The sequence below is a fragment of the Salinicola sp. DM10 genome (genome assembly GCF_017306975.2).
Classification (GTDB): domain Bacteria; phylum Pseudomonadota; class Gammaproteobacteria; order Pseudomonadales; family Halomonadaceae; genus Salinicola.
In genome coordinates, this window is sequence record NZ_JAFLEN020000001.1 from 1 (window position 1) to 12,729 (window position 12,729).

Sequence of the window (12,729 nt, forward strand, 5' to 3'; positions counted from 1 at the left end):
TCGGTGACGTTGGCGTTCGGCGTCAGGGCCGCTGTCCAGGTGATGCCGCCGTCGCTGGAGCTGAGGTTGCTGAGCGCACCGTTGGCGACGCTGAAGTCTGCTATGCCAAGCCCGGTCACCGCCTCGCTGAAGGTGATGGTGACGCTGGTGTTCTGGTCCGCTCTCAAGGCGCTGTCGGCAACCACGATGCTGGCGCTTGGACGCTGGGTGTCGATGGCGTAGTTGTTGGAGTCGGTGCTGCCCGTGCCGGTGTTGCCGGCCAGGTCGGTGATGCCGGTATTGTCCAGAGTGATCAGGTTGGTCGTGTCGGTGACGTTGGCACTAGGCGTCAGGGTGGCGGTATAGGTGATGCCGCCATCACTGGAGCTAAGGTTGCTCAGAGCCCCGTTATCCACTTGGAAATCCGCTGTGGTCAGTCCGCTCACCGCTTCGCTGAAGGTGATGGTCACTGTGGCCGTTTCACCAGCAGCCAGTGCGCTATCGCTCAACTGGATGGTCGCGCTCGGGCGTTGGGTGTCGATGGCATAGTTGCTGGAACTCGTGGTGCCACTGCCGATGTTGCCAGCGGCATCCTGCACACCGGTGTTGTTCAGGGTGATGACATTGCTGCTGTCGGCGATATTGCCGCTGGGCGTCAGGATCGCCGTGTAGTTGATGTTGTCCGTAGTGCTCAGGTTGCTCAGGGTGCCGTTGGCAACGTTGAAGTCTGCCAGGCTCAGGCCCGTCACGGCTTCATTGAAGGTGATGGTCACTGCGGTGGTTTTACCGATGGAAAGGGCAGTGTCAGTCACCACTATGGTGGCCGTCGGCCGTTGGGTGTCGATGGCGTAGTTATTGGAGTCGCTGGTGCCGGTGCCGGTATTGCCTGCAGCATCGGTGTAGCCAGTGTTGTCCAGGGTAATCAGGTTGGTCGTGTCGGTGACGTTGGCGTTCGGCGTCAGGGTCGCTGTCCAGGTGATGCCGCCGTCGCTGGAGCTGAGGTTGCTGAGCGCACCGTTGGCGACGCTGAAGTCTGCTATGCCAAGCCCGGTCACCGCCTCGCTGAAGGTGATGGTGACGGTGGTGTTCTGGCCCGCTCTCAAGGTGGTGTCGGCAACCACGATGCTGGCGCTTGGACGCTGGGTGTCGATGGCGTAGTTGCCCGAATCGGTGCTGCCTGTGCCGGTGTTGCCGGCCAGGTCGGTGATGCCGGTATTGTCCAGGGTGATCAGGTTGCTGGCGTCGGTGACGTTGGCACTGGGCGTCAGGGTGGCGGTATAGGTGATGTTGTCCGAGGTGGACAGATTACTGAGCGCGCCGTTGGCCACACTGAAGTCGCCTGTGCTCAGGCCGGTCACCGCTTCGCTGAAGGTGATGGTGACGCTGGTGGTCTGCCCGGCTTTCAGCGCGCTATCACTGACCACGATGGTCGCCGTGGGGCGCAGGGTGTCGATGGCATAGTTGGCCGAATCGGTGCTGCCGCTGCCGATGTTGCCGGCCAGATCCATCACGCCACTGTTGTTCAGGGTGATCAGGTTGCTGGCATCGCTGACGCTGGCATCTGGTGTGAAGGTGGCCGTCCAGGTCAGGCCGCCATCGTTGCTGCTGAGGCCGCTGAGGCTGCCGTTGGCCACGCTGAAGTCGGCGATGTCCAGGCCCAGCACCGCCTCGTTGAAGGTCACGGTGACGGTGGCAGTCTCGCCGATGCGCAGCGCTGTGTCGCTGAGGTTGATGCTGCTGGCTGCCGGGCGCACACCATCCACCACCAGGGCCTTGTTGGCGCCCAGGGAACCGCTGGCCCCAGGTGTCGGCAGGGTAAGGAGGGCAGCCTGGCTGGTGCCGTCCTGAATGCTGCCGCCGTTGAGGCTCAGGGCCGCAGTGGAGGCGTAGTCGAGGTCGGCGGAGCTGTCACCGGCCTGTACGGTGTAGCTGAAGCTCAGGGTGTCGCTGCCCGAGCCGGAGACGTAGTTGAGTACGCGGTCGGTGCTGCCGGTTTCCAGGGTCAGGGTTGGGCTGCCGCTGACGTTCACGGCGCTGCTGAACTGGACGGTGACGACTATGGTGTCGCCGATTTTGTAGGTGCCGTTGGCCGTGCTGGACGAAACGCTGGTGACCGTCGGGGCGGTGGGGGCGGTCAGGGTCAGGTCATTGCCAGTGCCGCCGGCGTAGCGGGTGGTCAATTGGGTGCCATTGCCTGCCGCGTTGAAGGTGCCACCCTCGCTGAGGCCACTGAAGGTGCCGGTGATCGCATCGGCGGCATCATTGAGGATGACCTGGTAGGTCTCGCCATTGCCGGCCGCATAACCATGGTTGACCGCCAGGGTCGCATCTACAACCTCGACGGTGCCGTTCACCACGACTTGGTCGTAGCCGGTGCCAGCACTGGCGCCGTTGATATCCAGTGCCAGGGTGCTGCCTGCATCCAGGGTCAGGTTGCCATTGACGGTCATGGTGTCGGCGCCGCCGTTGCCTGGGGAGAGGGTGCCGCCGTTCTGCACGGTGACATCGCCACCCAGGGTGCCGCCGCCGGCCAGGGTGGCGCCATTGGCTACGGTGGTGGTGCTATTGGTGCTGCCGTCGACCAGCAGAGTACCGGCGGAAACGGTGGTGGCCCCACTGTTGGTGTTGCTGCCGGAGAGCGTCAGGCTGCCGCTGCCGGTCTTGGTCAGGCCGCCGCTGCCGCTGATCACCCCGGAGAGCGTCGCGGCGGCGCCAGCATTGAGGGTGGCCACGCCGGTCAAGGCCAGGGCATTGTCGATGGTGGTGTTGCCGGTGATCTGCAGGGTGGTGCCGTTGGCCAGGTTCAGGCTGCCGGCGCCAAGGTTGCCGTCACCGGCGACGCTCAGGGTGCCGGCATTGACGTTGGTGCTGCCGTTGTAGCTGTTGCTGCCGCTCAGGGTCAGGGTCGCGGCGCCGGTCTTGGTCAGGTTGTTGCTGCCGCTGATCACGCCGGAGAGTGTGGTATCTGCGCCTGTGTTGACCGTGGCGTTGCCGCTCAGGGCAATGGCGTTGTCGATGGTGGTGGCGTTGCTGGTGGCCAGGGTGCTGCTGGCAGCCAGGGTCAGTGTGCCGCTGCCCAGGTTGGCGTCGCTGGCCACGCTCAGCGTGCCGGCGCTGACGGTGGTGGCGCCGTAGCTGTTGCTGCCGGACAGGGTCAGGGTGGCGGCGCCCGCCTTGGTCAGGGTATAGGCACCGCTGACCACGCCGGACAGGGTGGCGTTGGCCGCTGCAGAAACCGTGGCATTGCCGCCGAGGACGATGGCGTTGTCGATGGTAGCTGCGCCGGTGAGGGTCAACGTGGTGCCGGCGGCCATATTGACCGATCCCGAGCCCAGGTTGCCGTCGCTGCTTACGCTCAGGGTGCCGGCATTGACATAGGTGGCGGCGTAGCTGTTGCTAGCGGCCAGGGTCAGAGCGCCTGCGCCGGTTTTCGTCAGGTCGTACGCGCCGCTGATGGCGCCACTGAGGGTGGCGGCGTCGCTGTTGTCGATGGTGCTGTTGCCGGTGAGGGCGATGGCATTGTCGATGGTCGTGGCGCCGGTGATTGCGAGTGTGCTGCCAGCCAGGGTCAGGTCGCCCGCGCCGAGGTTGCCATCACCGGTAATCGACAGCGTACCAGCAGAGACGGTGGTGGTGCCGCTGTAGCTGTTGCTGCCGGCCAGGGTCAGGGTGCCGTTGCCCTGTTTGACCAGCGAGCCGCTGCCGGACACTACGCCACTGACCGAGGTGGACGTATTGTCCCCGCCGGCGGACAGGGTATAGCTACCGAGCTGGATACTGGCGGTGGCGGTACTGCTGGCCAGGCTGCCGATGGTCTGATCCGAGAGCAGGGTCAGTACGCTGTTGCCGTTGACCCGTACCGCACTGCTGCTGGACACCGAGGCCTCGCCGTCGAGCTTCAGCCAGCCGTAATTGAGCAGCGTGGTACTGCCGATGTAGCTGTTGTTGCCGGAGAGGGTCAGCGCATGGCTGGCCGAGCCTGTCTGGTTGACAGACAGGCCACCGTTGCCACTGATATCGCCGGAGAACGTGGTGTCTGCGGTCTGTAGGGTGGTCAGGGTATTGCTGCCCAGGGTTATCGAGCCCGCACCGGAGAGGTTGCCGATGGTTTCGCTGCTCGATAGTGCCAGAGTGGCGCCTGCGGCGATGGACACGTTGCTGCTGTCGGAAAGGGCACTGCCTCCGGCAACAGTGAGCGTGCCGGCGCCGATGGTAGTGGCGCCGGAGAAGGTGTTGCCGCCGCCGCTCAGGGTCAGGTTGCCGATCCCTGCCTTGGTCAGTGCGCCGCTGCCGGTGACCAAGCTGACGATGGACGCGGTATCCCCCGCACCGTTACTGAAGGTCTGGGTAGTGCCGCCGGCCAGGGTGAGGGTGCCGCCGGTGAGGGTCAGGCCGCTGACCTGATCCAGGTCGAAGGTCAGGCTCTCGTTGATCGACACGCTATTGAGGTTGAGCGTCTGGCCGGCCAGGGAGGCATTGACGACGATGGTCTGGCTGCCGGTGGTGTCGGTGGCGGCGATGGCCACGGCTTCGCTGAAGCTCACACCGTTACTGACGTTGATGGTGGCCGTGTCGGTGGCGTTGGTTACGTAGATGAAATCGCTGGTGACCGTGGTGGTGGCGTTGGCGCTGGCTCCGGCGCCGTCATTGAGGGTGAAGCGGATGTTGGCATCACCGGCAGGGGTGTCGCTGCGGTAGGTGATGCGCTGTGCCACGTCGTTGATCAACGTCGTGGTGGCGTTGGTGGCGCTGCTGGTGAAGTTGATGGTCAGCACGCCACCGGTATTGGTGAAGGTGGCGAAGGTCTGCCCGTTCGCTTGCAGGTCGCTGCCGCTGACGGTGAACAGAGCGCCAGCGCTGGTGGTGTCGAAACCCAGTACATCGCTGCTCACTGCCGTGCCGTTGCGCTGGATCACCAGGCTGGCGCCGGACCAGTTGCCGTTGCCGCCGTTCAATGCGCCCAGCTCGGCATCGGTCAGGCTGGCGTTGCTGCCCAGGTCGAGGCGCACGGTGTTGCCGACGCCGTTCCAGGCCACGCTGTCGCCGTTGAGATTAGCGATGCTCGGTACACCGTTGGAGGTCAGGCTGATTGCGCTGCCAGGGCTGACGCCGACGCTGGTAGAGTCGCCGGTATTGGCGCTACCGCTCCAGTTGGACCGGTTGGTGATCCGTGCCAGCCAGGTCGCACGGTCGGCGGCAGAGGTGGGGCCGTTGTACTGCACGTTGTCTTGCTGGCTGGCACCGCCAGGTAGACCTACGGCATTGGTGCCGTTGGTCAGCGCGTTCTGGCTGCCGGCGCCGCCAGGGAGTGTCGAGTCTCTGAGGCTCGTAAAGCCCGAGGCGGTGTTCCAGTTATTGGCATCGATGTTCGAACCGGCACTGTTGTTCATGCCGAAAATGAAATAGGGATTGGCATCCGAATCCTGATAAATGAAGACACCGTCGCCAGCGAGGTTCATCGGATCGGCGACCGAGTAGCCGGTTATCACGATGTCGCCAGTGAGGTCGGTGTTCGCCGTTACGTTGGTCAGCGTCGTAATATCATCCGAGCCACCTAGGTACAGGTTGAGTACCGTGCCGGCATTGATGGTGCTACTCGTCGTCCAGGTGATCAGCCCGTCGCCGGTGTTCGTGCCGGTAAAGGCATTGCCCGCCGCATTCCAGCCCCAGTCGGTGATTTTAAGGGTGGTGCCGGCGGGAATGTCGACCAGCGTGGCGAAGGTGATCGTATCGTTCAGGGCGTTCCAGCCGAGAACGACCATATCGCCGGCATTCAGCGTATTGAGCACATGGCTGTAACTCGCATCGGCAAACAGGCTGGCGGCTTCGATGGCGCCGGTGCTGGTCTCCAGTACCCAGTCGCCGCCTTTGCTGGCATCGCCTGTCCAGTCGTTGGAGGCCGCGATGTCGGCGCCCGTGAAGGTGGCGAGTTGCTCGACGAAAACGGCCCCGTCCTCCCCCTTGCTGGTGTCGCAGCCGTAAATCAGGAAGTCACCGTTTTCCGCCAGGCTGCTGCCGATGGCAGAAAGCTGGCTTTGCGCGCTGGCCATATTGTCCAGACCGAGCCGGGTCGAGCCGACCTGCAGGCTGGCCTCGCCGCCGTGGGAAATGAAGTGGATGGCATCGATGCCGGAGCGACCATCGAGGTAGTCGGCCATCTGCTGCAGGCCATCGCTGCCGGCGTCCAGCACGACGACTTCCGTACCCGCGACCAGGCTATCGAGCAATGGCTGCTTGTCTTGGACGCTGGCGTCGATGAACACGACTTCATGGCGCTCGCCCGGTGTGGTCGAGGAGGGGGCGGCAGCCAGGTGTTCGGCTGTTGCATCGCTGTCGTGTGCGCCCGTTGCATCGGCGTTTGCGGCGACGCTCGCGTCTGCGGCTGTGGCCGCCACGGCGCCGTCGAACATCATGCGCGGCTCCAGGGACATGGCCAGAGGGACTTTGGTCACGGTTGCAGGGGAGCTAGCCAGAGATTTTTTGTTGCGAGTCCAGAACATGGTTTGCTCCCGGTGATGACAGCGTGACGCATCTAGGTGGGTGGAGGGCTGCGATAAGACCAGTCGGGTGTTGGGGCAGCGTCGTCATGGCGCTGAGCCTGCGTGATGAAAGCTGTCAGTTGCTACGCACAGGGAACACTCCCGTCAGCGCAATGATGAAGTTGGTGCCCAGGTAGGGGGTGCGAATCCCCACTGGGACGCTGCCAGCGGTATGTGTCGCGGTGGCTTGCACGGGGGCAGTGAAAGGTGCCAACGTCGTGTTTGCTGCGCTGTTGTACAGGCTGACTTCTGCGCCTGCGATTGCATCCACTGGTTTAGCCAGAACCGATGAGTTACCTGGAAGCTGAGCGCTGCCGTCTTCAGTGGAGGCCGGAATGGCTATGCTTGCCACGCCTGTGATGGATAGGGAGAACGCGGGGATATTGTCGTTTGACAGGGTGACAGTTTCCGCACCGCCGGTTGCGGCTTGAGCCACTGGCTGCAATCCAGTGCCCGTACCCATGCCGACGGGGGAGCGGCCCTGAAAATTGGGTAGGCCGAAGGTCGTTGTTCCGTTACCGCCATACAGGGTGCCTAGCACGGCATACAGCGCATCGTTCTGCGCGATCGCCATGATCTGCCCCTGACACATGGCATAGCCTTGGGGCGTGTAGTTACCGCCGAACATCTTGATTTCACCCAGGAATGGATCACTCATTTGCAGCTCCTTTTGCTTCGACGCTGGCGGATCGAGTCCGCCTGGATTCAATCCGGCTTTTCGCTATGGAACGAGGCGTGGAGTACCTTGCGCCCATCACGGCAGGGCAGCCCCGGGGTCATCAGCAAGAGCCAGCCTTCTTCGTTCTGGTGCGATACGCGAAAGACCGCCTGTGGCAGCTCATGGCCGACCGGCAGGGCGAAGTGGGCAGAAAAACACTGATGCCGAGGCGTCATCGGAATACCTTCGGACACCTCGATGAGCTCGACGTCGAGCGCACGATCAGGGCTGATCCAGAGTTGGAAGTGCTGCCCTGCGTTCTGCATGAGCATTTCCTGTGTCGGCATGCTGTACACGATGCATTCCTTGGCTATGGGGTGTTGGCCTGGTTGGCGGGGCGCAGCATCTTGAAATAAACGCCATCTGCTCCCGTGACCTCGAAACCCATGCGGCGATAGAGGTTTTGCGCGGGGTTGTAGCTTTCCACGTACAAGCCGGTATCGAGCCCCTGAGCGTCTGCGCGCGCGAGCCATTGCGCCAGTAACTGACTGCCTAGCCCCTGACCTCGATAGGAGGGGATGAGGCTGATATCGATAATTTGTAGATGGATATCACTCCATAGGAGATAGGCGCGCCCAATGGGCGTGCCGGCGGACTCTATGACCTGAAAGTCGGCATGAGGAAAGTGTGCCTGGTAATAATTATGCTGTGCAGCGAACTGTTGGTTGAGAAAGGCACTTTTGGATGATTGGTCCCATGGTAGCGCTTCGAGCTCACTCATGCGTGAGCTGCAATAGAGATCCTCTAGGAAAGATAAATCTCCGTTATTTATCGGGCGAAGATGAATCTTGTTTTTTTTATCCACAATGCAGGTTCCCTTGCGAAACGTCCCGCACACGTGCCCGGTGGCTACAGTCTGCCCGGGGGCATGAGGTGACTATAATGTAGTCATTGCTTGTCGTCATTACATTCGTTTGCGCAATCTGCACTATTTTTTATCGGGCAATTTTCCGTCGTCTCTATCTTTTATTCAGGCCGAGCGGCGCCTAGACCGAAGTACAAGCGCTGCACTGCGACCGGTGTTGAGACAACGTATCTGCACGCGATATCAGGTCTTTCGGGGCCCTCGAGTATGCGTTAGCAATTCCTCCGTAGGGGAAGGAAGTGCCTGCGGCAGTCGCAAGTGTCTCGGCATGGCATTCCGACTCATCTGGCTCTCCCTATGGCTCTCTTTCAAAAGCCGCTTTCCCGCACACCGAGCGCGGCGATTCGCCGCCAGGCCGCGCCCAGCAGGGATTGGTTTTGCCCCTCGAGCAGCACCACGCCGCGTAGTGGATGATCGGGATGGATGCCGTCATCGAGCAGCGTCAGGCGCACCCCATACTGCGCCTGTACGGGCTCGGCACGCTGCTGGGCGTCGCGGCGCACGGCGATAGGGCCGCCGTGGTCCGAGCTGAGCGCCTCCAGCTCCAGGTAGGCGGCGGCGGTGGGGTTCACTTCGTCCAGGCGCACCGGCATGGCCGGGCGTGCCGGGTCATCGGCAATGAAGCGCCCGCTGCTGCCGGCCTCGACCCGCCAGAGGTTCTCTTCTGCCAGGTAGCCGCGCAGGCGCAGACCGGGTTCGACGATGCGCGCCAGTGTTTCGCTGGGATGCAGCCAGCGACCCGGTCTCAGGTCGCGTTGCAGGTCGCGCACCATGCCGGCCTGTGGCGCCCGCAGTTGCAGGCGCTCACGTTGCGCGGCGTGGCCACGGTATTCGGCCACGGCCTCGGCCAGGCGCTGTTCGAGAACGCCGGCATCGGCCGCCGTCTCGCTGCGCGCCGACAGACGACGTAGCTGCAGCTGCAGGATCTCTATCTCCCGGCGGACGATGGCTTGACGCGAGTCCAGGTCGGGCGAGTCCAGTTCCAGCAGCAGGTCGCCCGCCGCCACGCTCTGCCCGTCCTCTACGTGCACCGCCTTCAGGCGCGCGGCCACCGGGGCGTGCAGGGCATGGGTACGGGAGGCTTCGAGCAGGGCGGGTATCTCCACCGAGCTGCGCCAGGGCACGACCAGCACCAGCAGTATTGCGCCCAGGCTCAGGCCGGTGAGCAAGGCCTTGCGCGGGTTGGCCTGTGCGCGGCGTTGCCACCACTCGCCCAGTTCACGCCAGATCGGCAGGCCGATGAACCAGAGCAGCTCCACCAGCATCAGGAAGATGCCGAGCACCTTGAAGAACAGGTGATAGACCGCCAGGGCGATGCCGAGGAACAGGATCGCGCGCCAGATCCACGCGCCATAGCCCCAGATCAGCAGGCGCCGGGCCATGCTGGGCGACCAGGGCTCGGGCGCCGGCTCGCCATAACCGAACAGTGCTTCGCGCAGGCGCCAGCGACACAGGGCGAAGGCGCGTTGTTGCAGGTTGTCCACGCCCCACAGGTCGCTGATCAGAAAATAACCATCGAAGCGCATGAAGGGGTTGAGGTTGATCACCAGGGTGGTGATCCAGGTGGCGCTGGCCAGCATGAAGGCCGCGGTGCGCGCCGGGCCATCCGGCAGCAGCGACCAGGCCAGCAGCGCCAGCACCGCCAGCAGCAGCTCGGCGAGCACGCCGCCGGCGCCGATCAGCAGCCGCGAACGGCGGTCGCGCACGCGCCAGGCGTCGCTGACATCGGTGTAGAACATCGGCAACAGCACCATGAACGCCAGGCCCATGCTCTGCACCCTGCAGCCGGCGCGCTTGGCCATGAAGGCATGGCCGAATTCGTGACAGAGCTTGGCGAAGGTCAGCGCCACGCCGAAGGCCAGGGCGCCGCCGAGGCTGAACAGATGGGGAAAGGTGGTGAGAAAGCGCTGCCAGTCGCGGATCACCAGGAACAGGCCGAGGGCGAACACCAGCGGCAGCCCCCAGCGCAGCAGCCAGGGGCCGTGGCGTTCCAGCACCGGCCAGGCGCGGTTGAGGAAGGGATCCGGGCGCCACAGCGGGATGCGGAAGAACAGGTACTGGTGCAGCACGCGCTTCCACGGGCTCTGGCGTTGGGCGGCGGCTTTCATGGCATAGCTGGCGCGCTGCTTGTCATCCAGAGCGGCGATCAGGTCATGCTGGCTGAGAAAACCCAGCAGCTCTTGCAGTTCCTCGGCGCCCAGGGGCTGACCGGGCTCGGCGTTGGCCGCTGCCAGCACGCGCTGTGGCTCGCCCAGCGCCCAGTGGCGCAGCAAGCGCACGGCGGCGGCGCCGAGCTTGAAGTAGCGCCCGCGTAGCGGGTCGGCCAGCGTCCACTGCGGCGCGCCATTGAGGCCAGGAGCGGCTGGCGAGAGCTGCAGGTCGGGGCGCAGCGCGGGCAGCATCACAGGCCCAGGCTCTGCCGCGCGGCGGCCAGGGGCCGGCGCAGCAGGTAGTAGGCCAGTGGCGCGCGGTCGCCGAACAGCTTGGCGGTGCCGCGCAGGCCGATGCGCGGCGGCGCGTCGACGAAGGCGGCGTCGAGACGGTAGGCCAGTTGCCCGGCGGCGGTGCTCTGCGCCTCATAAGCGGCGCGCTCCAGCCGCGCCTGGTGACGGTGCAGCGGATCGCTGTCGAGAAACAGTGCCACTTCGGCGCCAGGTTCCAGGGCGATGGCGTCACCCACCGGCAGCTCGATGCGCAGTTCGGCCTGCTCGGGGTCGGCAATCTGCATCAGCCGCTCGCCGGTCTGCACGGGTTTGCCGGTCAGGCGTTCGGCGTCGGCGAACACGGCGATCCCTGCGCGCTCGGCGCGCACCTCGCTGCGCGCCAGCAACTGCTGGGCATAGTCGCGTTCGGCACGCTTCTGCTCGACGCGCGCGGCGAGCAGGTCCAGGCGGGCGCTGGACTCGGCATCGGCGAAGGCGCGTTGGCTGTTGGCCTTGAGTTCGGCCTCGGCCACGCCCAGGGTGCGCTCGGCGACATCGGCCTGGGCCTTGAGGCTGGTGGCATCGAAGCGCACCAGCACGTCTCCGGCAGCCACCTGCTGGTTGGGTTTGACCAGAAACTCGGCGATCACCCCATCCAGAGGTGCGGCCACCACGCGACCATTCAGGGGCACCACTTCGGCGGGGGCCAGCACCGACTGGCGTACCGGGATCAGCAGCACGAGGGCGAGTGCGGCGGCAAGCGCCAGCAGCTTCTTGCGCGGCCAGCGCAGACGCCAGGGCTTGCGCGGTTGCAGGGCCAGCCAGGCGTGGGCGTAGCTGTCGGCCAACTGCGCCAGCAAGGACTGTTCGGCCTCGTTGAAGGGCTGCTCACGAGCCAGCCACAAGCCGCCGAAGGTTTCGCCGTTGCGGTTCTTCAGCGGCAGCCAGTAGGCGTGCGAGGCGGACAGCTCGTTCATGTCCAGGCGCGTCTGCTCGTCCAACTGCGCCGGGTCGACGTTGTGGTGCTGATCCAGCCGGTGCTGTTTGTGCAGGGCCCCGGCCGCGCGCTCGACGAAAGCGACGAAGGGAGCGTGGGGCTCCACCACGCTGACGCCGGTCAGCGCCCGCACCTTGCCGGCGATCAGCAGGGCGGCGTGGCGAAAGCCGAACAGCGCCTGGCCGTCATTGACCATGGCGAAGGCCAGTTGTTCGGTGGTGGCCGCCTTGCGCGCCTGCTGTTCGAGCCCGAGGAACTGGGCGAAGATGCGCTCCGCCGTAGCGGGCGCTGGCGCATTCATGGCGCCTCCTGGAACTGCGCGGTGCCGCTCATGCCGGCTAGCAGGCCCTTGGCGTCCTCTGGCAGGCTGCCGATCAGCAGCAGGGTCTGGCTGCCCTCATCGATCCGCGCGCCCAGGCGTTTGATCCTGGCCTTCAGCGGTTTGCCGGTTTCGTCGGGGATGAAATCGAACGCCTGTCCCGCTTGCAGGCGGCTGAGCCAACTGGAGGGCACCAGCAGATAGATTTCCAGCGTGGTGTTATCCACCACCTCCAGCAGCGGCGCGCCACTGGCAACGCTCTCGTGGGGCTGGGCACGGCGTTGCACCACGTTGCCGGCGAAAGGCGCGGTGACGCTGCAGCGTCTGACCTGCACCTGATACACCTGAGTTTCGGCCTGGGCCTGGGCCTGGCGGGCTTCGGCCAGTGCCACCTCGAAGCGGCCAACCGAGTTGAGGGCGGCCAGTTGCTTGTTGTGATTCAGTTCTTCACGGGTGGCCCGCGCGGCAGCCTGGGCGGCGTTGAGCTGAGCCTGGTAGGCGCTGCAGTCGAAGCGGGCGAGCAGGTCACCCTTGGCGAAACTCTGGCCGTCGCTGTAGGGCATCTCGACGATGCGCCCGGCCAGCTCGCTACTGATCACCGCATGATTATGGGCGCGCAACACGCCGCGGACCTGGCGCTCGCCGTCTTTGGTGGTGGTGTTGGTGGGGGCGAGGGGGCCAAGCAGCGAATCCTCGGCCCAGAGCGAGGGGCTCAAGGAGAGCGCGACAAGACCAAGAGTCAGCCAACGGGCAGAGCGAAGCAGCATGTCACACATCCTTGCTTGATAGATCCGTAGTCTATGGCAGGGCGGAGGTGTGGCAAATTCATCTAAAGGCGACAAAAAAGGGGGTTATTCGTCACGCTCTCGAGAGGGTAGATCCTACGCCT

The 12,729-nt window shown here is 64.6% G+C and carries 7 protein-coding genes; all 7 read right to left on the minus strand.

The window, feature by feature from the left end; genetic code table 11:
- The coding region (locus J0A90_RS00005) for an Ig-like domain-containing protein (RefSeq protein ID WP_233076363.1) at positions 1-6,392 on the minus strand (6,392 nt) is incomplete at its 3' end.
- Between the two features lie 202 nt (positions 6,393-6,594).
- Positions 6,595-7,176, minus strand: coding sequence for a phage tail protein (locus tag J0A90_RS00010; RefSeq protein WP_207030894.1), 582 nt, complete (start codon positions 7,174-7,176; stop codon positions 6,595-6,597).
- A 47-nt stretch (positions 7,177-7,223) separates the two neighbouring features.
- On the minus strand, positions 7,224-7,532 hold the full coding sequence (locus J0A90_RS00015; protein WP_207030892.1) for a hypothetical protein: 309 nt from the start codon (positions 7,530-7,532) through the stop codon (positions 7,224-7,226).
- A gap of 14 nt (positions 7,533-7,546) precedes the next feature.
- Positions 7,547-7,957 (minus strand): GNAT family N-acetyltransferase, encoded by a 411-nt coding sequence (locus J0A90_RS00020; RefSeq protein WP_207030890.1) that lies wholly within the window; start codon positions 7,955-7,957, stop codon positions 7,547-7,549.
- Positions 7,958-8,409: 452 nt separating this feature from the next.
- Positions 8,410-10,503, minus strand: coding sequence for an efflux RND transporter periplasmic adaptor subunit (locus J0A90_RS00025; RefSeq protein ID WP_233076364.1), 2,094 nt, complete (start codon positions 10,501-10,503; stop codon positions 8,410-8,412).
- A complete protein-coding gene (locus J0A90_RS00030) occupies positions 10,503-11,822 on the minus strand; it encodes an efflux RND transporter periplasmic adaptor subunit (protein ID WP_207030886.1) in 1,320 nt (439 codons plus the stop codon). Before J0A90_RS00030 ends, J0A90_RS00025 begins: the two co-directional genes overlap by 1 nt.
- Positions 11,819-12,607 carry an efflux RND transporter periplasmic adaptor subunit gene (locus J0A90_RS00035; protein ID WP_207030884.1) on the minus strand — a complete coding sequence of 263 codons (789 nt, stop codon included), beginning with the start codon at positions 12,605-12,607 and terminating at the stop codon, positions 11,819-11,821. The genes J0A90_RS00030 and J0A90_RS00035 overlap by 4 nt, the downstream gene beginning before the upstream one ends.
- Between the last annotated feature and the right edge of the window lie 122 nt (positions 12,608-12,729).

Excerpts from the sequence above, each read along its gene's own strand:
- J0A90_RS00010 (WP_207030894.1), bottom strand. The coding sequence starts at position 7,176 with ATGAGTGATCCATTCCTGGGTGAAATCAAGATGTTCGGCGGTAACTAC.
- J0A90_RS00035 (WP_207030884.1), bottom strand. The coding sequence starts at position 12,607 with ATGCTGCTTCGCTCTGCCCGTTGGCTGACTCTTGGTCTTGTCGCGCTC.
- J0A90_RS00030 (WP_207030886.1), bottom strand. The coding sequence starts at position 11,822 with ATGAATGCGCCAGCGCCCGCTACGGCGGAGCGCATCTTCGCCCAGTTC.
- J0A90_RS00020 (WP_207030890.1), bottom strand. The coding sequence starts at position 7,957 with ATGAGTGAGCTCGAAGCGCTACCATGGGACCAATCATCCAAAAGTGCC.
- J0A90_RS00025 (WP_233076364.1), bottom strand. The coding sequence starts at position 10,503 with ATGCTGCCCGCGCTGCGCCCCGACCTGCAGCTCTCGCCAGCCGCTCCT.